This is a genomic window from Flavobacterium sp. FG68 (assembly GCF_057808895.1).
The window spans coordinates 1-23,262 of the sequence record NZ_JBMDIY010000003.1 but is presented as its reverse complement, the minus strand read 5'-3'; the positions used below and the strand labels follow the sequence as shown (position 1 = coordinate 23,262).

Sequence of the window (23,262 nt, the reverse complement as noted above, 5' to 3'; positions counted from 1 at the left end):
GGCAAAAAAATATAATATGAGTAGAGTAGTTGCATTTGGAGAAATTATGCTGCGTTTATCGACAGAAAGATATTTACGCTTTTCGCAATCTACAGCATTTGGTGCTACATACGGAGGTGGAGAATTTAATGTGTGTGTTTCTTTAGCTAATTATGGTGTAAATGCCGAATTTGTTACAAGATTACCCGAAAATGAAATTGGTTCATCAGCATTAAAAGAAATGCGAAAAATGAATGTCGAAACCAAAAACATAGTTTACGGAGGAGATCGTTTAGGAATCTATTTTCTGGAAACCGGAGCAGGAACACGCGGAAGTAATGTAGTTTACGATCGTGCACACAGTGCAATGGCCACTATTGAAAAAGGCCAGATAAACTGGGAAAAAGTTTTAGAAGGAGCAGAGTGGTTCCACTGGAGCGGAATAACTCCGGCAATTTCTCAAACCGCAGCAGAAGCTTGTTTAGAAGCTATTAAAACAGCTCATAAACTAGGAATCAAAATTTCCTGCGACTTAAATTACAGATCAAAATTGTGGCAGTATGGCAAAACGCCAAGCGAAGTTATGCCGGAAATGCTAAAATATTGCAATGTTATTTTAGGAGACATTGATACGGCTTATTTCATGTTAGGAATTCCAAAGGAAAATCCTAATTATCAGGATCAGGAATCGCTTCCGGTTTTATACTCAAAGTTGTTTGAATTAATTCCGAATTTAAAAATTGCAGCAACAACGCTTCGTTATTCTGTAAGTGCATCGCACCAAAGAATTGGCGGTGTTTTATTTGACGGAAAAACAATTTATCAGGCTGCTGTAAAGGAAGTTACACCAGTTGTAGACCGAGTAGGAAGCGGTGACGCTTTTATGGGCGGATTGATTTACGGATTGTTAGAATATCAAAATAATAACCAGAGAGCATTAGATTTTGCAGTGGCAGCTTGCTGTTTAAAACACACAATTGCCGGCGATTACAATTTGGTTACTTTAAAAGAAGTTGAAAATATGATTGATGGTGATGGATCTGCATTAGTATCAAGATAATTAATTAGAGATATGGCAAAATATTCAAGAATAGAGGTTGCGAAGACAATGAAGGATAACGGAATGGTGCCGTTGTTTTTTCATTCGGATATTGAATTAAGTAAAAAAGTTTTAAAAGCTTGTTACGATGGAGGTTCCAGATTGATGGAATTTACAAGCAGAGGTGACTTTGCACATGAAGTTTTTGGAGCTTTAAATAAATACGCTTTAGCAGAATTACCGGGAATGATCTTGGGTGTTGGTTCTATTACAGATGTTGCTGCGGCTTCATTGTATATGAGTTTAGGAGCTAATTTTATCGTAACTCCGGTATTTAGAGAAGATATTGCAATTGCCTGTAATCGTAGAAAAGTATTATGGTCGCCAGGCTGCGGAACACTTACTGAAATTGCAAGAGCAGAAGAATTAGGCTGTGAAATTGTAAAATTATTTCCGGCGGATACTTACGGTCCAGAATTTATCAAAGCCATAAAAGGGCCATCTCCGTGGACAAGTATTATGCCTACTGGAGGTGTTTATCCAACAGTTGAAAGTTTAAGTTCATGGCTAAACGCAGGAGCAACTTGTGTTGGTTTAGGATCACAATTGATTTCAAAAGATATATTAGACAATAAAGATTTCGATGGTTTGACAGCTAAGGTTAAACAAGTTCTTGACATTATAAAAGATATTAGAAAATAAATAAGGAGTAATCATGCCAATCCTTATTTATGCGTTTTTTTTAGATTTTAGAGATTGTAATTGAGCATTACGCTTGAAAAATAAATCTTGTCACTCCTCACAGCAAGATCTATTTTAATTACGAGTGTAATGTTTCATTTACAATGTATTAAAATGTCAATAAGGTATTAAGTGGTTATTTAAAACACTTTAAAGCAAAAATTAAAATGGAAAAAATTAACAGATCAAATTCAGAGTTTTCAAACAGGCTTCCAATTAAAATAGTTCAATTTGGAGAAGGTAATTTTTTGAGAGCTTTTGTAGAATACGCTATTCAGAAATTAAACCAAAATGCTGATTTTAATGCCGGAATCGCTGTTGTTCAGCCTATTGATAAAGGGTTGGTGAATATGATCAATGCACAGGATGGTTTGTACACTTTGTTTATGAAAGGTGTAAAAAAAGGCGAGGAAATTCAGGAAAAAGAATTGATAACCAACATTGTAAAAGCAGTTGATCCTTATGCTTCTTTCAACGAATATTTATCTTTGGCAAAAGAAGAAGAATTAGCTTTTATTATATCAAACACAACAGAAGCAGGTATCGAATATATTGCTTCGGACTTGCCTACAATGCAGCCTCCTATATCTTTCCCGGCAAAATTAACCGTACTTTTGTATGAAAGATTTAAACATTTTAATGGTGCAGCTGATAAAGGATTAACAATCATTCCTTGTGAGTTAATTAATTATAATTCAGATACTTTAAAAGAAGTTATTTTAAAATATTGTACAGACTGGAAATTAGGTCAGGATTTTGTTTCCTGGCTTTTAAACAGCTGTTCATTCCACAATACATTAGTTGACAGAATCGTTCCGGGTTATCCAAAAGATCAAATCGAAGAATACAACAGTCAGTTAGCGTATAAAGATGATTTGATTGTAAGTGCAGAAAGTTTCTTTTTATGGGTTATTGAAGGTGATGATGAATTGAAAGCAAAACTTCCGTTTGAAAAAACAGATTTAGATGTAAAAATTGTTGAAGATATGCAGCCTTACAGAACACGTAAGGTGAGAATTTTAAATGGAGCGCACACTGCAATGGTGCCGTTTTCATTACTTTACGGGAACGAAACTGTAAAAGAAACCGTTGATAATGCTTTTACAGGAGAATTCATTAATAAAGCTGTTTTTGAGGAAATCAACGAAACCTTAAACATGGATAAACAAGAATTGGCAAGTTTCTCTGAAGAAATTTTAGACCGTTTTAGAAATCCGTTTATCAAGCACTTATTATCATCAATTGCTTTAAATTCAATTTCGAAATTTAAAGTTCGTGTTTTACCAAGTTTAACAGGATATGTAGATATTCACAAAACACTTCCGGTTCATTTAACTTTTGCATTTGCCGCTTTAATTCGTTTCTACAAAGGAACCTGGAACGGACAAAGTTTACCAGTAAATGATAGTGAAGATATCGTTTCGTTTTTTGATGGTTTATGGAAATCAGATGATTATGAAAAAATAGCGAGATTGACTTTGCAAAACAAAAGTTTTTGGGATGAAGATTTAACTGAAATTTCAGGCTTAACAAAAGCGATTACAATTGCCTTAGAAGAAATTGATACAAATGGAATTGAAGCTGGTTTTGCCAGGTTTCAGGAAAGAATAAAATAAAAGAAAAGCAAAAAAAACAAAAAGCAAAAAGAATAAGGATTATGGCAGCGCAGAAAAAATTGATAAAAGTTCACCCAACCGACAATGTTGCGGTTGCTTTGGTGAACCTTACAGCTGGCGAAGTAATTGATTTTGAAGGAGAATCAGTTACGGTTGAGACAGATGTGAAAATGAAACATAAGATTGCAATGGTTCCTTTTAATGTAGGGGACAGGATCATTATGTACGGAGTTTTAGTAGGGAAAGCTAGTGCAAGAATCGAAAGAGGAGGATTGCTTTCTACTGAAAATGTAAAACACGAAAGTGATAAAGTTACTGGTAAAACAGAAACAATTGGATGGACTGCTCCAAATGTTGATAAATGGAAAGACAGAACCTGGCAGGGTTATCACAGAGAAGACGGACAAGTTGGTACTGAAAATGTTTGGTTATTCTTCCCGTTAGTATTTTGTGAAAACAGAAACATCGAAATCTTAAAAGATATTTTTGAGAAAGAATTGATGAAACCTAAAGAAAACGATTATCAATTATTGTTACGTTCTTTAGTAAAATCAGAAACTGGCGGTGCAGGAAATCAGGAAGCTTCAAATGATGCTAACTTATTCAACAATATTGAGGTAAAATTCATCACGCACCAAGGCGGCTGCGGCGGAATTCGTCAGGATTCTCATAGTCTCGCTAAACTTTTGGCTGGTTATGTAAACAATCCAAACGTTGCCGGAGCAACTGTTTTGAGTTTAGGATGTCAAAATCTTCAGATTCAAATCTTCAAAGATGCTCTTGATGCTATAAATCCAGACAGTAAAAAACCGGTTTTAATTTACGATCAGCAAGCTATCGGAACAATTGAAACGATGTTGAGCAGTGTGGTAAAAGATACTTTTGAAGCGATTAAAAAAGCAAACGAAATAAAAAGAGAACCAGCTCCATTATCGAAACTAAGAATAGGTTTAGAGTGCGGTGGATCTGACGGATTCTCTGGAATTTCTGCAAACCCAACTTTAGGTGTAACTTCAGATTTACTGGCTGCTTTAGGCGGAACTACCATTCTTTCTGAATTCCCTGAATTATGCGGAGTAGAGCAGGAATTAGTAAACAGATGTGTTGAAGACGAAGGCGGAAAACGTTTCTTAGACTTAATGCAATGGTATGAAAAAACAGTTGTTGATGCTGGTTCAGGATTTGATATGAACCCTTCTCCGGGTAACATCAAAGACGGTTTAATTACCGATGCCATGAAATCTGCAGGAGCGGCTAAAAAAGGTGGAACTTCACCAATTACAGGAGTTTTTGATTACGGAGAATATATCACGAAACCAGGTTTAACGTTGCTTTGTACACCAGGAAATGACGTGGAATGTACAACAGCAATGGTAGGTTCCGGAGCAAACATGGTATTGTTTACTACAGGTTTAGGGACGCCGACAGGAAATCCAATCGCTCCGGTTGTTAAGATTTCTTCTAATACACAATTAGCAAACAAAATGTCGGATATTATCGATATTGACACCGGAGGAATCATAACCGGAGAAAAATCAATCGATGAAATGGCAGATGAAATGTTAGAGTTTATTATTGATGTTGCCAGCGGAACAATCAAAACCAAAGCAGCATTATTAAACCAAAACGACTTCATCCCTTGGAAAAGAGGAGTATCGCTTTAGTTTTTAGTTACAAAGGTACAGAGATACAAAGTGACAAAGGTTTATATGTAGAGACGCACAGCAGTGCGTCTTTTTTTTATTTTTTAACCATATAAGTTATATAAGTAAATTTAAGTTTGATTCTTAAATATAGCAATAAAAAAGCAGCTCCATAAAGAGCTGCTTTTTTATTCTAAGTATATTCTAAAATGAACTTATATAACTTATATGGTTTAAAAAAAAACTAAAAGGTGCTTCTTGAAGATGATTTGCGAATGTGTAATTCGGGTGCGAGAACTACCTTTTTTTCGATTTTGATGGTTTCTGTTTTGTCGACTTGTTCCAAGAAAACGCGCGCGGACATTTTTCCCATTTCAAGCGGAGACTGATCTACAGAAGTAATTGATAATTCCATGAATTTAGTGAACGGTTCGTTACTGAAACCAGCCACACAAAACTCCTTAGGAATACTGATATTTCGTTCTTTCAATTCCTGAATGGCGCCTAATGCAGCAAAATCACTCGCAGAAAATATAGCATCCGGTGGCGTTTCTAATTGCAAAAGTTTATCAACCGCTTCTTTTCCGGCTTCTACGGCACTTTTTGTATAAATAACATATTCTTCCTTAAAATCAATTCCGTGATCCAGCAAAGCTTGTTTGTAACCTAAAAACCTGTTTTTAAAGATTTCCAGCGACTGATCTCCAGAGAAATGTGCAATTATTCTACAACCTTCATTAATTAAATGTTTGGTCGTTAAATAACCGCCTCTAAAATCGTTTATGGTTACAGAGCTTACGCCTTCAATATGTTTGCTTCTGTCGAAAAAAATCAGCGGCACATTCTTTTGAAGTACATACTGAAATGCAGCATCATTTTCATCGGTTACATCAGTTACAGACATTAAAATTCCGTCAACCTGAGCATCAATTAAAGTATATAAGTTTTCGTTTTCTCTTTTTTTGCTTTCATGCGTCTGGCAAATAATTACCTGATAACCATGAGGGTGCAGTTCTTCTTCAATTCCCCTGATCACAGAGGCAAAAAAGTTACTGTCTATACGCGGTACAATCACGCCAATATTGTTACTTCGGCCGCTTTTTAATGCTAAAGCAAGTTTGTTTTGCTTGTAGTTCATTGAGGCAGCGGTTTTAATAACCAACTCACGAGTGCTTTCTTTTATCTTCGGGTTGTTATTCAACGCTCTGGAAACAGTAGCTGCAGTGATATTTAATTTTTCGGCAATATCATAAATGGTTACTTTTTCGCTCATTAAAAAGGGTTTTTACAAGTTAAATTCTTAGACAAAAATACATTTTTTTTAGATAACCTAATATTTAATGTTATCGATTACCGTAACGAATTACTACAACGTTTTTTATTTTACAATGATAATAAATTACAATAATTTTTGCATTAAATGTAATTATAATTCTTAATAAAAATTAAAAATACAATAAATTTCTAAATAAATTTGGTTGGATGGAACATATTTTCTACTTTCGTGTAATCGATTACATGATTATTCATGATTTTTCAATGTTTACCTGAAATTCTACAAAAATGATTATAAACAAGGTTATAGCGTATAAATCAATTGTTTTTGCCAGTATAATGGTTGTTTTGACTATATCCTGTGCTAAAAAAGTTGCGAGTGCCTCTGAATCTGATCCGTGGAAAAATATGGAATTAACTATAAAAAGTCTTCCTCAAACAAAATTTCAGGATAAAACCTATAATATAAACGATTTTGGTGCTGTTGCAGATGGCAAAACTTTAAACACTTTGGCATTTGAAAAAGCCATTAAAACCTGTGCAGAAAATGGCGGCGGAAAAGTGCTGGTTCCAAATGGAAAATACTTAACCGGAGCGATTCATTTAGAAAGCAATGTAAACCTGCATTTAGAAGATCATGCCGAAATTCTTTTCAGCTTAAATCCAAAAGATTATCCAATCGTTCATACTTCGTGGGAAGGAACAGAAGTAATGAACTATTCTCCGCTTATTTATGCTAAAAATAAAACCAATGTTGCCGTTACCGGAAAGGGTACTTTAAACGGTCAGGCAGACAGCACCAACTGGTGGATTTGGTCTGGCGGAAAAGGATACGGCTGGAAAAAAGGAATTCCATCTCAAAATGATCCAACAAATCGTGAGGTTTTAGTTGATATGGCTGAGAAAAATATTCCAGTTTCAGAAAGAATTTTTGGAGAAGGAAGATATTTACGTCCCAACTTTATTGAGTTTTTTGAATGCAATACTGTTTTGGTAAAAGACATAACGGTTATCAATTCACCTTTTTGGATTCTGCATCCCATAAAAACCAACAACATTGTTATCGACGGCGTAACGGTAAACAGCCACGGACCAAACAATGATGGCTGCGATCCTGAATATTCTCAAAATGTAATAATCAAAAACTGCACTTTTAATACGGGCGACGACTGCATCGCTATAAAAGCCGGACGCGACGCAGACGGACGAAGAGTAGCGATTCCGAGTAAAAATATCATTGTTCAAAACTGTAAAATGATCGACGGTCATGGCGGAGTTGTAATAGGAAGCGAAATTTCTGCAGGAGTAAATAATGTCTTTGTTGAGAATTGTGTAATGGACAGTCCAAACTTAGATCGTGCCATTCGCATCAAAACCAATTCAAAAAGAGGTGGCGTAATTGAAAATATTTTTGTTAGAAACCTTGAAGTAGGAACAGTAAAAGAATGCGTTTTGCTCGTAACCATGTTTTATAACGTGTACGGCTCGCAAACCGGAAATTTTATACCAACAGTACGAAATATAAACCTCGAAAATGTTACAGTAAAAAACAGCGGAAAATTTGGCATTTTGGCAGAAGGTTATCCAGAATCCCCAGTAGAAAATATTACGCTGAAAAATGTAAAAATCGAAAAAGCTGACTCAGTTTATTCATTAAAAAACGTGAAGAATATCAATTTTATAAACACTTATATAAATGGAAAAAAAGTAAACAAATAAAAACTAGTAACTATAACATTTAACCAAACCACGAAACCACTTATGAAAATTAAACAACCATTAAAGAAAAAAACAAAATACAATCTCGTATTTTTATTTTTCCTGAATTTCCTGCTGTGCAATACGATAAACGCACAGTCTACAACAATAGAAGGGAAAATTACAGATGCAACAGGATTATCGCTGCCAGGCGTTAATATCCAGGAAAAAGGAACTAAAAACGGAACTTCGACAGATTTTGAAGGAAGTTTTAAAATAAACGTAACCAATAATAAAGCTGTTTTAATAATAAGCTATTTAGGTTTTCAAACACAGGAAGTAAGCGTAGCCGGAAAAACAACAATTAATGTAAGTCTTGCAGAACAGTCAAATTCATTAAACGAAGTTGTAGTTGTTGGGTACGGTTCTGTAAAGAAAACAGATCTTACAGGATCAGTAAGTACCATCAGCGCGGCAACGATTACAGAACGAAATACAACAAGTGCGCTTGAAGCCATTCAGGGAAGTACACCCGGAGTTACGATTTCGTCAACTTCAGGACGTTCAGGTGACGGATTTAAAGTGGTTATTAGAGGAAATAACTCTTTAGTCGGATCGTCTCCTTTATATGTTGTAGACGGAGTTCCGGTTGATAATATTGACTTTTTGAATCCACAGGATATTGCCAGAATGGACGTTTTAAAAGATGCTTCTTCTGCAGCAATTTACGGTTCAAGAGGAGCCAGCGGTGTTATCATTGTTACAACAAAAAGCGGTGCCAACGTAAAATCAGGAATCAATGTAACTTTTGATTCTTCTTACGGAACAAAAACAGCGGCAAGATTACCAAAAATGATGAGCGGTGAAGAATGGTGGAAATTTCACCAGGTTGCTTATATGAGCGCAACTCCGGCAACGCAGACTCCTGCGCAGCTTGCAGCGTTAGCAGGAAATCAAAGTCCATTATTAGTTTCAAGAGCCAACAACGGTTACAATTTTGACTGGGCCGATGCGGTTCTAAAAACAGGAATGACACAAAATAATTACTTAAATGTTACAGGCCGTTCAGATTCTGGTTTGAGCTACAATTTAGGATTCGGAATTCAAAGTGATGAAGGTCTTATCGATAACGACGGAACTGATAAATATTCTTTTAAACTAGGATTAAATCATAAAATAAACGACAAATTTACAACGGGTGCAAACGTTACAATTGCCCGTGTTGACACGCAGTTAGGAAGTGATTTAGCGATGCAGGACGCTTTTAGACTTAGTCCGTTAATGTCGCCTTGGGCAGTTGATGCCGCTGGAAATGAAAGAGTAGGAACTTTATTTTTTCTTCCGGGAAAACTAACTTATCCTGATGGTTCGTGGGCAATTAATAAAACCAGTGCGGTAAATCCGTTAATGGAAATTGCTAATTCTTCGCAGACAGAAAAAACTTGGCAGACTGTTGGAAATGTTTTCTTTCAATACCAAGCTTTAAAATGGCTTTCGTTTAAAACCACTTTTTCTGCCGGAATCGAAAATACCGTTACAAGCGCAGCTTATGGTGCACAGTCAAATGCCGGAGTTACCTTAAACGGAAAAAACTCGGCATCTATAAAAAACTTCAATAACTTCAATTATACTTGGGACAATCAAATTGATTTGAAACATACTTTTGCCGAAGTTCATGATTTTAGTGTTTTATTATTACAGAGTTTGTATTCAAATGTTGATGAAACTTCGTATTTGTATTCTAACAATCAGCCATTTGATACTGGATCAAACAATATGGGATCTGGAGTTCAGACCAGTTATAATATTAGTTCAGGATATCAAAAAAATACATTAAGTTCTTATGCTGTTCGTTTAAACTATACGTTTAAAGATAAATATTTATTGACTGCTTCTTCAAGATGGGACGGTTCATCTGTTTTATCAGAAGGCAATAAATGGCAAAGTTTCCCTTCTGTAGCTTTAGGATGGAAAATCAGCAAGGAATCTTTCTTAGCAAACAGTAATGTAATTTCAGACTTAAAACTTCGTGCGAGTTTAGGTTATACAGGAAACGACAACGTAGCGCCTTACACTTCTCAGGCTTTATTAAATCAGCAGACTTTTTATGCAAACGGAGCAAATGTAGTTTCGGGCTGGCAGTCAGAAAATTTGGCGAATCAGGATTTAACATGGGAAAAAACACGAGAATTAAACTTTGGTCTTGATTTCGGTTTCTTAAAAAACAGAATTTCAGGAAGTGTTGATGTTTATGACAGATTATCAGATAAATTAATTTACAAACAGCAATTGCCTGCAGAAAGCGGCTGGAAAAATACTTTTGCCAACGTTGGTTCTGTAAGTAATAAAGGTGTCGAGGTTTTATTAACTACAAAGAACATTAAAAGCGAAAATGTAAATTGGGAAACGACTTTTACTTTTACTAAAAACGTAAACAAATTAGAGTCAATTTACAATCAGGATAAAGTTAGTGATATCGGAAATAAATTAATTCTGGGTTCAGAACTAAACCCAAATTACAACTACGTTTATGATGGTGTTTGGCAGGAAAGCGAAGCGGCTCGTGCAGCATCTTACGGACAAGCTCCGGGGCAGGCGAGACCAAAAGATTTGAATGGCGACGGTAAATTTAATCAGGATGACAGAACGGTAATTGGAAACGCAAATCCGGATTGGCAGGGAAGTTTATATTCTAAACTGACAGTTGGTAATTTTGATTTCAATTTTTCAGTTTTGACAAGTCAGGGACAAACCGTTCTAAGTACATTTCACCAAAACTTTGCCGATGTAAGCGACAGAGGACGTCAAAAACTGGCGATGGATTATTTTATTCCAACAAACGGTGCAGGTATCGAAGCGAATGCTAATAACACAAACCCAAGACCGGGACCGGTTGCAACGGGTGCAGGAGCTTACTGGACTTCTTTATTTGGGTACTACAGAGATGTTTCTTATGTAAAAATCAAAAATATATCTTTAGGTTATACACTAAATTCAGAATTATTGAAAAGACTTAAAATCAGTAATTTGAGAATTTATGTAAATGTTTTAGATCCATTTGTATTTACAGATTTTGATGGATATGATCCAGAATGGGCCGCTTCTCCTTTTGGGGTAAACCGTCCGGCATCTGTAACAACGCAATTGGGATTAAGTGTTAAATTTTAATAAAGATATCAAATGAAAAAAATAATAATAATATTAGGAATTGCTGCCTTGTCTTTAAACTCATGCAGCAATTATATAGAAGAAGAAAGTCTTTCGAATGTTCCTGCCGATGCTACTTATAAAACCGCAGCGGGATATCAGTTACTGATCAATACAAATTATGCATGGCTTAAAAGTATTTACGGAGGAAATCCGTGGTTATTTGAAGCCGGAACCGATATGTACGCCGAAGGAAGAACGCCGGAACCAGCAGGTTTAAGCCAGTATGCACTTTTAATACCTTCTTCAGACAACGTTGCAGATTTGTATACGCCTTGTTATCAATTGATTCAATCTGTAAATAAAGCCGTTTATTATTCGGCGATAACAGAACAAACGGCTAATTTCAACACTTTAGTTGGTGAAGCTAAATTTTTGAGAGCGCAAGCTTATTTCTTGTTGGTTCAGACTTATGGCGGTGTTCCAATCGTAAATGAAAATATTACAACGCCAGTTTTATCTTTCCACAGAAATACGGCTGAGGAAGTATATACACAGATCATTTCAGATTTAGATACAGCTTTGGCAAGCGTAGGAACGAACTCGTACAGCACAACCGGAAAAGTAAACAAAAGAGCGGTAAACGATTTATTGGCAAAAGTATATTTAACGAGAGGATATGAAACGTTTGGCAAAGCCGATGATTTTGCAAAAGCAGCAGCTTATGCCGATGCAGCAATTGGCGGACAAACTTTAGCGCTTGCTTTCGACCAGTTATTTAAACCCGGAAACGATTTAAATGCCGAAACTATTTTCTCTGTACAATACGATAAAGCTTCAACAAGCACAGACCCAACAAAATTGGGTAACAATCAGTTTTATTATTTCAGTTCGTATTTAGGCGGAGCAGAAACGGGCGCGCCATTAAGAAGTTATAATTTATGTCCAACAGATTACGCTTTGGGTCTTTATGAAAAAGGAGATAAAAGATGGGAAGGAACTTTTATGACAGAAATCTTAGAAGGTCCTGAAACTACAAACGGTGTTACAAAAAACGTGTTGTATTATCCATATTACAGAAGCACAAATCCGACTTCATTAAAAGTGAGACATTTTTACGAGCCAAAATGGTTTACACCAGCAGACAGAACAGCTTGGGAAACAGCAAATGCAGCTAGAAAATCGGCAACGTTTGTATACCATCCCTGGGGCGAATATTCTGCGGCGCATACTTTAATTAAAAACTTAGACTGCTATACAATTCCGGTTAAGAAATTTGACGATCCAGATCCTACAACGCCTTCAAGTACAGGGCCAGTAAGTACAAGAGATATTATTGTTTCAAGATTGGGAGAAACCTATTTAATCGCTGCCGAAGCCTATTTAAAAGCAGGACAGCCGGGAACTGGTTTAGACCGTTTAAACGAAGTGAGAAGAAGAGCCGGAGTTGCAAATGCGACAGCGGCAGAATTCAACATCGATTATATTTTAGATGAAAGAGGTAGAGAACTTTTAGGAGAATATAAGCGTTGGTTTGACTTAAAACGTACGGGAACATTAGTTGCAAGAGCATCGGCTCATAATTATAAAATTAAGGCCGCAAATTTTGTTGGTGTTGGCGGACAACTTAAAATTTTAAGACCAATTCCGCAAGTGGCATTGGATTTAAACCAGAATAAAGATTTTCCTCAGAATCCTGGTTATTAGTAATTTGTTAGTTTTTTGAGACTATTAGTTTTTTTGAAGAAGTTAAGGAGGAGTTCGACCCAAGTGTCGGACTCCTTTCTGACTAAAAAGTAAAAAGGATTGTAATGCGAAAAATAATATTGATTTTATTCATGCTGTCTTGTGCAATAAACGCGCAGCAGACTTACGCTGTTGACACCTCGTACACGGTAAAAAGCACGTATGCTAAATTGATAAAAAAATATCCGTCAATTACAATTCCGGTTTTAGAAAATCATAAGAGTCTGATTCAAATTAAGGATATAATTTACTTTAAAGAGAACGAAAGAACCTTGCATTTTGATGCTTTTGTATATAACACAAAAAAGCAAAATCCTGCCGTTATTATGATTCATGGCGGAGGCTGGAGATCTGGAGATAAAATTCAGATGAACGCTTTGGCAGAAGAAATTTCATCTTACGGTTATTCCTGTTTTACAATTGAATACAGATTGTCGCTTGAGGCAAAATATCCTTACGGAGTTTATGATGTAAAAAATGCGATTAAATTTATAAAAGATAACGCAGCGAAATTCAAAGTAGATCTAGACAAAATTGCGGTTTTAGGCTGTTCTTCGGGCGGACAAATGGCAGCTTTGATTGGTACAACAAATGAAAATCCAACTTTTGAAGATGCTTCAAATCAAAGTAAATCATCATCAAAAGTAAATGCAATTATTGATATAGACGGCGTTTTGGCATTCAGGCATCCGGAATCTTCAGAAGGAGAAATGGCATCGTTTTGGCTTGGAGGTTCTTATGAGGAAAAACCGGAAAATTGGAAAAATGCATCGGCTTTAAGCCATACTGATAAAAACACGCCGCCAGCATTGTTTATAAACAGCAGTATTGACAGGTTTCATGCCGGGAGAGATGATATGATAAAAATTTTAAACCAGTATAAAATTTACAATGAAGTTCAAACACTAGAAAACTCACCGCATTCTTTTTGGTTTTTTGAACCCTGGTTTTCTAAAACAGCCAATTTTACAGTCCAATTTCTAAATAAGATATTCAAATAATTTACCATAAAATGAAAACAAAAATTACAGCCGCAGCTTTATTCTTAATTGGTTTTACATCAGTTAATGCTCAAAAATATGATATTAAAACGGCTAAAACGTATGCTGAAATTTCGGCAAAAACAGACGGACATTGGGAAGGACGCAAATACATTGGCGGAACGACTTTTAATAATGTAGACAGATTAAAACTGGCACCGGAACATACAGATCATTCTTTTGATATTCGTTACGAAGGTCCGGGATGGGAAAATAACAGAATTGGTTACCGTTTATACTTAGACTGGAGAAATGCGATTGATATTTTTGGAAAGAAAACGCCAGCTATAATTTTACCAAAAGTCGGGCAGGATAATTTTGATTCGTATCATGAAATGAGCGATTGGGGAGCTGATATTCTAAAAGCCGGAAAAGCAATCGGAATTGGTTCTATCGATCGTTATTTAAACAATGAAAAACTGCATTTCCGTGAAGTAGATTCTACGATTGCAACAGTTGTAAATAAAGACAACGAATCGGGCGTGAAAGTGAATTATTATGGATGGAAGACAGCATCTGATAAAATTGATTTTACTTCTACTTTAACTATAAAGCCAGATCAATTATATACAAAACATACGATTCAGGCCTCCAAAGAAATTAAAGGAATCTGTACGGGAATTGTAAAACAAAAGAATACGGAATTGCTTAAAAAAGAAAGTAAAAACAAAAAATGGGCTTATATAGCCACATATGGCATACAGTCTTTGGTTCCGGATAAATTAGGACTGGGTATTTTTTATGAAGTCAACACAATCGAAAATATCGCCGATACGGATTTAGATTATTTATTGGTTTTTAAACCAACAACAAAAGCAAATTCTTTTTATCTTTTAGGTGCCTGGGAACAAGAACAAAACGGAATAAAATCACAGGAAGATTTCGTTAAATATTTAGATGCACAATTAGAGGTTTTAAATAAAAAAGGGAAGATGTAAGTTATTTTTTGCCACAGATTTAAAGGATTAAAAAAGATTAAAAAATCTGCTGATCTGCAAAATCTGCGTGAAAAATATTTAACACATAGAAACATAGAATTTATGATGTTTTAAAAGAGTATAAAAAGAAGCTCGCTTCTAACACATAGCGTACTATGTTTGTTAATGCAAGTGAAACGCCTTTTATCAAGTACTAAAAGCTATGTTTCTATGTGTTTAAATTAATCTGCGTGAAATGCATTTAACACATAGTTAATTAAAAACAAGCAAAGAATAATCCATTTAATCTGTGAAATCTGTGGCAAAAAAAATATATAAATTATGAAGTATAAAAAAGCATCCGTACTATTATTTCTGCTTCTCCATGTTTTTGTAATTGCGCAAAACAATCCCGAAAATGTGCTTCCGGATAACTTAAAATGGTCTGAGAGAACTGCAATTTCTATTTTGGATAAATATCCCGAAGCATGGAAATTAGATGGGAATGACAGTCCGAAATGGGATTATAAAATGGGTTTTGTATTGTCTGGTTTTGAGAAATTATATCAGGAAACAGGTGATAAAAAATATCTCGATTATATCAAAAACTATGTTGACGGTATGATTGACAGTGACGGAAATCTTAAAAAATACGAAACTAAAGAATACAACATTGATTGTTTGAATCCGGGGAAACTGCTGTTCAATTTATATGATGTAACAAAGGATTCGCGCTATTTTGAAATTATTGGAAAATTGAGAAATCAATTAGAAAATCAGCCAAGAACGGCGAGCGGAGGATTTTGGCACAAACAGATTTATCCGAATCAAATGTGGATTGACGGCTTGTATATGGCTGAACCTTTTTATACCCAATTTACGGTGAAATATGAAAAAGGAAGAAGTTTAGATGATATTGCAAAACAATTTGAATTAGTTCACGATCATATGATCGATAAAAAAAGCGGACTGGTTTATCAGGCTTGGGACGAAAGCAAGGAAATTGCCTGGGCAGACAAACAAACCGGAACTTCGCCAACAGTTTGGGGACGCGGAATTGGCTGGTATATGACAGCGCTCGTAGAAACGCTGGATTATTTTCCAAAATCTCATCCAAAATATAAAGTTCTGGTTCAGTATTTAAATGAAATTGCAGCGGCTGTAGATCAATACAAAAGCGATACAGGATTATGGTACCAAGTAGCAGATAAAACACAGTTATATGCCAATTATACAGAACCATCTGGTTCAGGAATGATCATTTATGCTTTTGCAAAAGGAGCACGCAAAGGATATTTGTCTTCCAGTTATAAAAAAACAGCAAAGAAATCATTTGACAGTTTTGTAAAAGAGTTTGTTAAGGTTGATAAAAAAGGAGAAGTAAATATTCTGAATGTATCGGCAAATGTAGGTTTAGGAGGAAAACCATTTAGAGACGGTACAAATGATTATTATCTTATTGCCAAAACAAAAGAGAATGGTGCGATCGGTTTGGGAGCATTTTTAATGGCTTCAATTGAATTAGAAAAATAATAGAATTAAAATATATTTTGAAATGAAAAATACTAAGAAACAAAGTTTTATGTCGGTTTTATTAGTTTGCGCTATTGCTTTAACAGGCTGTAAAGCGATTTCGCAAGAACCTGCAAAAAAAGAAATTGTGATTTCTAAAGACCTGAAATGGTCAGATAAAATGGCTTTAACCTTAATGAAACGTCATCCTGAAAGTTATATGCTTGACGATTCTAAAAAACCAAAATGGGATTATGTTCATGCCTTAGTTTTGCATTCGATAGAAGAATTGTACAAGAAAAATCCAGATCCGCGCTACAAAGCTTATGTAAGAGGTTATGTTGATGAATTGGTTCAGGAAGACGGAAGTATTAAAACTTACGAATTTGATAAATACAACATTGATTTAGTTGTTCCGGGACGTTTGCTTTTTGATATTTATGCAGAATCAAAACAGCATAAATATTTAAAAGCAATGCAATTGGTTCGCAAGCAATTAGCAGAACAGCCTCGTACAGCAAGCGGCGGTTTTTGGCACAAACAAATTTATCCAAACCAAATGTGGTTAGACGGTTTGTATATGGGAGAACCATTTTACGCACAATACACAGCAACGTTTGAAAACGGAAAAAGCTTTGACGATATCGCAAAACAATTTGAGTTGATTCAGCTTCATGCTACAGATCCAAAAACTGGATTGTTATACCACGGCTGGGACGAAAGCAAAGCAATGCCTTGGGCAAATAAAAAAACAGGAAATTCTCCAAACTTTTGGTCAAGAGCTTTAGGCTGGTACGTAATGGCTCTAGTTGATGTTCTGGATTATATGCCAAAAGACCATCCAAAAAGAGCAGAGTTAATTAAGTATTTGAATAATGCTTCGGCAGCTTTGGCTAAATATCAGGATAAATCCGGATTGTGGTATCAGGTTACAGATAAAGGTGGAGAAAAAGGAAATTATTTAGAAGCCTCAGGATCAGCAATGTTTACTTATGCTTTTGCAAAAGGAGCAAATAAAGGATATTTACCTGCAAAATATAAAAAACTGGCCAACAAAGCTTTTGATGGACTGACTAAAATCTTAATCAAAAAAGTTGACGAAGACGGCGGTATTACCTTAACAAACTGCTGTCAGGTTGCGGGTTTAGGTGGAACTCCGTATCGTGATGGTTCTTATGAATATTACGTAAATGAAAAGAAAAAAGACAATGACCCTAAAGCGACCGGGCCTTTTATTTTGGCTGCTTTGGAGTTAAACAGATAGAGGTTAATTGTTAATTGTTAATTGTGAGTTATGAATTTTGAATTATAAGTTAAGAGTGAACGCACGCTTTGTCTTGCTGAGCGAAGTCGAAGCACCGCAAAGAAACTCCAATTGCAAATCACGATAGAAACCCGACAGGTTTTTAAAACTTGTCGGGTTTAAAGCACATAGTTTGTCATTTCGAGGGACGAGAAATCGCACTCGTTTATCGACACAGATTGTCAACATACTTTGTAGAGTTTCTAGTGCGATTTCTCGTTCCTCGAAATGACAAAAAAACAAAACAATACAAAAATGAAAAATATAAAAATCATTTTCCTTTTCCTTTCCTTTTTCTCTTTGGAGAAAAATTCGGCACAAGTCTGGACACCGGATAATGGGAACGGAACGTATACCAATCCTATCATTCATGCTGATTATTCAGATCCTGATGTTGTTAGGGTTGGAGATGATTTTTATATGACAGCATCATCTTTTAACTGTATTCCCGGGCTGCCGATTCTGCATTCTAAGGATTTGGTAAACTGGAAAATTTTAAGTTATGCATTGCCAAAACAGCCGCCTTTTGAAACTTACGATAAAGTACAGCATGGAAATGGAGTTTGGGCACCAAGTATTACTTTTCATAACAACGAATTTTATATTTATTATCCAGATCCTGATTTTGGGATTTACATGATAAAAGCTAAAAAGGCTGAAGGGCCTTGGTCAGAACCACTTTTGGTAAAAGCCGGAAAAGGATTGATTGATCCGAGTCCGCTTTGGGATGACGATGGAAAAGTATATTTAGCACATGCCTTTGCCGGAAGCCGTGCGCAGATTAAAAGTTTATTGGTAGTCTGCACCATGAATGCAGAAGGAACAATTGCTAATAATGATGAGGTTATGGTGATTGACGGACATGAAAGCGAAGGCACAATTGAAGGTCCAAAATTCTACAAACGAAACAATTACTATTACATTTTTGCTCCGGCAGGCGGCGTTCCTACTGGCTGGCAGACTATTTTAAGATCTAAAAATGTTTTTGGGCCTTATGAAAAGAAAAAAGTTTTAGAACAGGGATCAACCCAAATAAACGGCCCGCATCAGGGCGCGTGGGTGCAGACACAAACGGGTGAAGATTGGTTTATTCATTTTCAGGATAAAGGCGCTTACGGAAGAATTGTGCATTTGCAGCCTATGAAATGGGAAAACGACTGGCCGGTTATGGGACAGGATTTTGATAAAAACGGAATAGGCGAACCAGTTAAAACATTTAAAAAGCCAAATGTTGGCAAAAAATATCCAATTGAAAATCCGGCAGCTTCAGATGAACTTAATGAACCAAAATTAGGTTTACAATGGCAGTGGCAGGCAAATTCGCAGATTAATTGGGGATTTCCTACTAGTATGGGATATCTGAATTTATTTTGCGTAACAACAATCAAGGATAATAAAATATTTGATGCACCGAATTTGCTTCTTCAAAAGTTTCCTGCCGAAGAATTTTCGGCTACAGCCAAAATAACTTTCAATACCAGATTAAACGGCGAATCGACCGGACTAATTATCATGGGATTAGATTATAGTTATTTATGTTTTAAAAATGTAGAAGGAAAATTATATCTAAACCAAAAAACAGGAACTTTCAATAAAACGGTTTCAGAAACAGAAACAAAACCTATTTTGATTGCTAACAATACTGTTTATTTAAAAGTTAAAATTAAGAAAGGCGGAGTGTGTAGTTTCTTTTACAGTTTAGACGATAAAAACTATCAATCAATAGGAACTGATTTTATTTCGAAAGAAGGAAAATGGATTGGAGCGAAAGTCGGGCTTTTTGCTTTAGGCGAAAAAATAACAAACGATTCTGGAAATGCTGCCGTTGATTGGTTTAGAATAACGAAATAAAAATGATCAAAAACTAAAAGAATAAAATGATTCCACTAAAAAAAATAGTACTGCTTTTTATTGTTGGTTTTAGTTTCGCAGTAAATGCGCAAAATACTTATAAAAACTGGCCGGATATTATTCGCAAAAGTGATGCGTCCTGGTTTGGTACAGAAGAAGCGAAAAAGATTGCCGAAAATGTTTTGCTTTATCAAAGAGATATTGGAGGCTGGCCAAAGAACATTCAAATGCAGAATGAGCTGACTCCATCGCAGAAAAAAGAATTACTTGAAATAAAGAAAACCACAAAAGAAACCACGACAGACAATGGAGCAACGACTCAGGAAATGCTTTTTTTGTCTAAAATGTATGCGCAGGTTAAAGACGAACGCTATAAAGAATCCTTTTTAAAAGGTTTAAATTATTTGTTAGAAGCGCAATATGCAAACGGCGGCTGGCCTCAGTTTTATCCCTTAAAAAAAGGATATTACACCCATATAACATATAATGACGATTCGATGGTTCGCATTTTAAATGTGATGAAAGAAGTTGCTGAAGAAACTGATTTTTACAGCATTAAACCCTCAAAAGAAATCGTTGCCAAAACAAAAACAGCTTTTGATAAAGGTATTGACTGCATTATTAAAACACAATACAAACAAAACGGAGTTTTAACGGCTTGGTGCGCGCAGCATGATGAGGTTACATTACTTCCGGCAAAGGCAAGAGCGTATGAACTTCCTTCGCTTAGCGGAAAAGAATCGGCTAAAATTGTTTTGCTTTTAATGTCCATTCAAAAACCTTCACCAGAAATAATTACTGCTGTAAAAAGTGCCAATATCTGGTTTGAAAAAACAAAAATTACCAATCTGGAAGAAAAATGTGTTTTAAATGACGCCGGAAAAATTATCGATAAAAAAATGATTCCGGTTCAAAATGCTTCACCAATCTGGGCGAGATTTATGGAGTTGGACAATAACGAACCTTTCTTTAGTGATCGTGACGGAATCAAAAAGAAATCACTGGATGAAATAGGGGCAGAACGAAGAAATGGTTACGCCTGGTACACAGACGAGCCAAAAGAAGTTTTGAAAAAATACGATTCCTGGGCAGTTAAAAATGGTGTAAAAGTTTCGGAAACAGCATCAGAGAAAAAAAAAGCTAACTTCTTAACGGTTGCTCAGGATGGCTCTGGTGACTTTACCAAAATACAAGATGCTATTTATGCAAGTCCGTCATTTCCTTATGAAAAAGTGACTATTTTTATAAAAAACGGAACCTATAAAGAAAAGCTTAGAATCCCGGAATGGAACAACAATTTGATTTTATTGGGAGAAAGCAAAGAAAACACCATTATTACTTTTGATGACAATTTTTCGAAGATCAATTTAGGACGCAACAGCACCTTTTATACTTCAACTGTTTTAGTGGAAGGAGATGATTTTTCGGCATCAAATTTAACGATTCAAAATGCTTCTGGAGATAAAGGTCAGGCAATTGCATTATCAGTGGTAAGCAATCGGGCTAAAATTTCAAATTGTATTATTTTGGGAAATCAGGATACTCTTTATTTATCAGGAAAAAATGCCAAACAATATTTTAAAGACTGTTATATTGAAGGAACAACCGATTTTATTTTTGGAGGTGCAACAGCATTGTTTGAAAACTGTGTCATTCACAGCATTAAAAGTTCCTACGTAACAGCCGCTTCAACTCCAGAAGGAACAGCGTACGGCTTTGTTTTTAAAAATTGTAAACTAACGGCAGAACCTTCTGCCAATGCCGTTTATTTAGGAAGGCCGTGGCGAATTTATGCCAAAACCGTTTATATAAACTGCGAATTAGGAAAACATATAAAACCCGAAGGCTGGGAAAACTGGTCAAAACCAGATGCAGAAAAAAACACCTTTTATGCCGAATACAATAACAGCGGAGAAGGATTTCAACCAGCGAAAAGAGTATCATGGTCACATCAGCTTACAAAATCAGAAGCAGATCAATATTCGATAGAAAATATTTTAAAAGATACAACGATACCTTGGTATCTTAGTTACTAAGTTTCTAAGATGCTAAGACTCTAAGTTTTGTTTGACTCCAGAATCTTAGCATCTCAGTATCTCAGAAACTTTGCATCTCAGCACCTTAGAACCTAAAAAAATGAAATATCTTATCCTCATATTAATCAGCTTTAGCTCATTTGCTCAGAACAATGATTTTCCAACGGCAAAAGTTGATTCTATTGTAAACAGAATCCAGCTTCCGGTTTTTCCTGCTTATCAGGTAAATATTTTAAAATTAGGTGCAAAAGGAGATTCAATTACAAATAACAAAGCTGTTTTTGATAAAGCGATGGCATTGTGCAAAAAGAATAATGGCGGAACTATTATTGTGCCAAAAGGCATTTATAAAATAAACGGACCAATTCATTTTGTAAGCAATGTAAACCTGAAAATAGAAAAAGGAGCAAAGATTAAATTTAGTGACAACCCGCAGGAATACCTTCCAATGGTTTTAACAAGCTGGGAAGGAACTATGCTATATAATTACAGTCCGCTTATATATGCTAATGAATGTACCAATATTGCCATAACAGGTGAAGGAACAATTGATGGAGAAGGAGGAAAAGTGTGGAAAAGTTTTAAAGCAAAAGAAGGTTCAGGCAAGGATTTAAGCCGTGAAATGAACCATAATAATGTTCCGCTGAAAGACAGAAAATTTGGCGAAGGCTATTTCCTGCGTCCGCAGATGATCCAATTTTTGAATTCTAAAAATATTTTAGTCGAAAATGTGAGAATCGAAAATTCGCCGTTTTGGTGTCTGCATCTTTTAAAATCGCAAAGTATAACTATTCGCGGTATCAGTTATAAATCTTTAAATCACAATAACGACGGAATCGATCCAGAATATGCCAAAGATGTTTTAATAGAAAATGTAACTTTTAATAACGGTGACGATAACGTTGCTATAAAAGCAGGCAGAGATCACGAAGGTAGAGCCAATACAGCGACTCCAAGTGAAAATATAATCATTAGAAACTGTAATTTTAAAGGACTTCATGGCGTAGTAATTGGCAGCGAAATGTCGGCCGGAGTTCAAAATGTTTTTGTAGAGAACTGCAAAACTATCGGATACTTAAAAAGAGGAATTTATTTAAAAACCAATGCCGATAGAGGTGGTTTTATTAAAAATATATTCGTTCGGAATATTCAGTTGGATCAGGTTGAAGATTGTATTTATATTACAGCCAATTATCACGGAGAAGGAAAAGGATTTCAATCGGATATATCGAATGTTTCATTCTCGAATATTACTTGTAATAAAGCATCAGAATCCGGAATTGTAATTCAGGGTTTTCCCGATAAAAAAATCAAAAACATCTCACTGAAAAATATTGAAATTAAAGAAGCAAAAAACGCCCTCTCCAACGAAAATGCCGAAAATGTTTTAATGACAGATGTTTTTATAGGACAAAGAGCGACAGTACCTACGGCGGTTTCGAAACCTTAATTTTTTAGGTTCAAAGGTGCAGAGGTTCAAAGGGACAAAGGTTTTTTCTGTAGAGGTGCGCAGAAGTGCGTTTATTTTAGGTACAAAGTTACAGAGGTTCAAAGGTACAAAGGTTTTTCTGTAGAGACGCACAGCAGTGCGTCTACGCAAAGAGCATCCGTAAAGACATGTCCTCCTGAGCGAAGTCGAAGGAACGCAAGTAGCTCCGCATTTCAAAATCTAAAATCTAAAATCTAAAATCTAAAATCTAAAATCTAAAATCTAAAATC

At 35.6% G+C, this 23,262-nt stretch carries 15 protein-coding genes; 14 read left to right on the top strand and 1 reads right to left on the bottom strand.

Annotated elements, in window-relative coordinates:
* Window positions 1-16: 16 nt before the first annotated feature.
* The 4 genes from ACODSB_RS02670 to ACODSB_RS02655 all read left to right on the top strand — a co-directional run bounded on the left by ACODSB_RS02670 (window position 17) and on the right by ACODSB_RS02655 (window position 5,039).
* Complete coding sequence (locus tag ACODSB_RS02670) at window positions 17-1,039, top strand: PfkB family carbohydrate kinase (RefSeq protein ID WP_488935900.1); 1,023 nt, start codon at window positions 17-19, stop codon at window positions 1,037-1,039.
* 12 nt (window positions 1,040-1,051) lie between these two features.
* A complete protein-coding gene (locus ACODSB_RS02665) occupies window positions 1,052-1,720 on the top strand; it encodes a bifunctional 4-hydroxy-2-oxoglutarate aldolase/2-dehydro-3-deoxy-phosphogluconate aldolase (RefSeq protein WP_488935899.1) in 669 nt (222 codons plus the stop codon).
* Between the two features lie 206 nt (window positions 1,721-1,926).
* A complete protein-coding gene (locus ACODSB_RS02660; RefSeq protein ID WP_488935898.1) occupies window positions 1,927-3,375 on the top strand; it encodes a tagaturonate reductase in 1,449 nt (482 codons plus the stop codon).
* Between the two features lie 41 nt (window positions 3,376-3,416).
* Entirely contained in the window at window positions 3,417-5,039 is a 1,623-nt protein-coding gene (locus tag ACODSB_RS02655; RefSeq protein ID WP_488935897.1) for a UxaA family hydrolase, read from the top strand.
* A gap of 223 nt (window positions 5,040-5,262) precedes the next feature.
* On the opposite strand, the gene ACODSB_RS02650 is transcribed toward ACODSB_RS02655, so the two are convergent.
* Window positions 5,263-6,291: a LacI family DNA-binding transcriptional regulator gene (locus ACODSB_RS02650; RefSeq protein ID WP_488935896.1), complete on the bottom strand. Its 1,029-nt coding sequence runs from the start codon at window positions 6,289-6,291 to the stop codon at window positions 5,263-5,265.
* 290 nt (window positions 6,292-6,581) lie between these two features.
* On the opposite strand from ACODSB_RS02650, the gene ACODSB_RS02645 reads away from it, so the two are divergent.
* The 10 genes from ACODSB_RS02645 to ACODSB_RS02600 all read left to right on the top strand — a co-directional run bounded on the left by ACODSB_RS02645 (window position 6,582) and on the right by ACODSB_RS02600 (window position 22,993).
* A complete protein-coding gene (locus ACODSB_RS02645) occupies window positions 6,582-8,012 on the top strand; it encodes a glycoside hydrolase family 28 protein (protein WP_488935895.1) in 1,431 nt (476 codons plus the stop codon).
* A gap of 42 nt (window positions 8,013-8,054) precedes the next feature.
* Window positions 8,055-11,159, top strand: a complete 3,105-nt coding sequence (locus ACODSB_RS02640; protein ID WP_488935894.1) for a SusC/RagA family TonB-linked outer membrane protein — start codon at window positions 8,055-8,057, stop codon at window positions 11,157-11,159.
* A gap of 12 nt (window positions 11,160-11,171) precedes the next feature.
* Window positions 11,172-12,845: a RagB/SusD family nutrient uptake outer membrane protein gene (locus ACODSB_RS02635; protein ID WP_488935893.1), complete on the top strand. Its 1,674-nt coding sequence runs from the start codon at window positions 11,172-11,174 to the stop codon at window positions 12,843-12,845.
* Between the two features lie 104 nt (window positions 12,846-12,949).
* The gene (locus ACODSB_RS02630) at window positions 12,950-13,885 is read left to right on the top strand and encodes an alpha/beta hydrolase fold domain-containing protein (RefSeq protein ID WP_488935892.1); all 936 of its coding nucleotides are present in this window, start codon (window positions 12,950-12,952) and stop codon (window positions 13,883-13,885) included.
* Window positions 13,886-13,896: 11 nt separating this feature from the next.
* Entirely contained in the window at window positions 13,897-14,862 is a 966-nt protein-coding gene (locus ACODSB_RS02625) for a DUF4861 family protein (RefSeq protein WP_488935891.1), read from the top strand.
* 321 nt (window positions 14,863-15,183) lie between these two features.
* Window positions 15,184-16,374, top strand: a complete 1,191-nt coding sequence (locus ACODSB_RS02620; RefSeq protein WP_488935890.1) for a glycoside hydrolase family 88/105 protein — start codon at window positions 15,184-15,186, stop codon at window positions 16,372-16,374.
* 22 nt (window positions 16,375-16,396) lie between these two features.
* Window positions 16,397-17,617: a glycoside hydrolase family 88/105 protein gene (locus ACODSB_RS02615; RefSeq protein WP_488935889.1), complete on the top strand. Its 1,221-nt coding sequence runs from the start codon at window positions 16,397-16,399 to the stop codon at window positions 17,615-17,617.
* 294 nt (window positions 17,618-17,911) lie between these two features.
* Complete coding sequence (locus ACODSB_RS02610) at window positions 17,912-19,507, top strand: glycoside hydrolase family 43 protein (protein ID WP_488935888.1); 1,596 nt, start codon at window positions 17,912-17,914, stop codon at window positions 19,505-19,507.
* Between the two features lie 26 nt (window positions 19,508-19,533).
* A complete protein-coding gene (gene pelA, locus ACODSB_RS02605) occupies window positions 19,534-21,543 on the top strand; it encodes a pectate lyase (RefSeq protein ID WP_488935887.1) in 2,010 nt (669 codons plus the stop codon).
* 100 nt (window positions 21,544-21,643) lie between these two features.
* The gene (locus ACODSB_RS02600) at window positions 21,644-22,993 is read left to right on the top strand and encodes a glycoside hydrolase family 28 protein (RefSeq protein WP_488935886.1); all 1,350 of its coding nucleotides are present in this window, start codon (window positions 21,644-21,646) and stop codon (window positions 22,991-22,993) included.
* Window positions 22,994-23,262 lie beyond the last annotated feature (269 nt).

Bases quoted from the DNA above. Each gene is read 5' to 3' on its own strand.
- ACODSB_RS02670 (WP_488935900.1), top strand. From the start codon at position 17: ATGAGTAGAGTAGTTGCATTTGGAGAAATTATGCTGCGTTTATCGACA.
- ACODSB_RS02665 (WP_488935899.1), top strand. From the start codon at position 1,052: ATGGCAAAATATTCAAGAATAGAGGTTGCGAAGACAATGAAGGATAAC.
- ACODSB_RS02660 (WP_488935898.1), top strand. From the start codon at position 1,927: ATGGAAAAAATTAACAGATCAAATTCAGAGTTTTCAAACAGGCTTCCA.
- ACODSB_RS02655 (WP_488935897.1), top strand. From the start codon at position 3,417: ATGGCAGCGCAGAAAAAATTGATAAAAGTTCACCCAACCGACAATGTT.
- ACODSB_RS02650 (WP_488935896.1), bottom strand. From the start codon at position 6,291: ATGAGCGAAAAAGTAACCATTTATGATATTGCCGAAAAATTAAATATC.
- ACODSB_RS02645 (WP_488935895.1), top strand. From the start codon at position 6,582: ATGATTATAAACAAGGTTATAGCGTATAAATCAATTGTTTTTGCCAGT.
- ACODSB_RS02640 (WP_488935894.1), top strand. From the start codon at position 8,055: ATGAAAATTAAACAACCATTAAAGAAAAAAACAAAATACAATCTCGTA.
- ACODSB_RS02635 (WP_488935893.1), top strand. From the start codon at position 11,172: ATGAAAAAAATAATAATAATATTAGGAATTGCTGCCTTGTCTTTAAAC.
- ACODSB_RS02630 (WP_488935892.1), top strand. From the start codon at position 12,950: ATGCGAAAAATAATATTGATTTTATTCATGCTGTCTTGTGCAATAAAC.
- ACODSB_RS02625 (WP_488935891.1), top strand. From the start codon at position 13,897: ATGAAAACAAAAATTACAGCCGCAGCTTTATTCTTAATTGGTTTTACA.
- ACODSB_RS02620 (WP_488935890.1), top strand. From the start codon at position 15,184: ATGAAGTATAAAAAAGCATCCGTACTATTATTTCTGCTTCTCCATGTT.
- ACODSB_RS02615 (WP_488935889.1), top strand. From the start codon at position 16,397: ATGAAAAATACTAAGAAACAAAGTTTTATGTCGGTTTTATTAGTTTGC.
- ACODSB_RS02610 (WP_488935888.1), top strand. From the start codon at position 17,912: ATGAAAAATATAAAAATCATTTTCCTTTTCCTTTCCTTTTTCTCTTTG.
- pelA (WP_488935887.1), top strand. From the start codon at position 19,534: ATGATTCCACTAAAAAAAATAGTACTGCTTTTTATTGTTGGTTTTAGT.
- ACODSB_RS02600 (WP_488935886.1), top strand. From the start codon at position 21,644: ATGAAATATCTTATCCTCATATTAATCAGCTTTAGCTCATTTGCTCAG.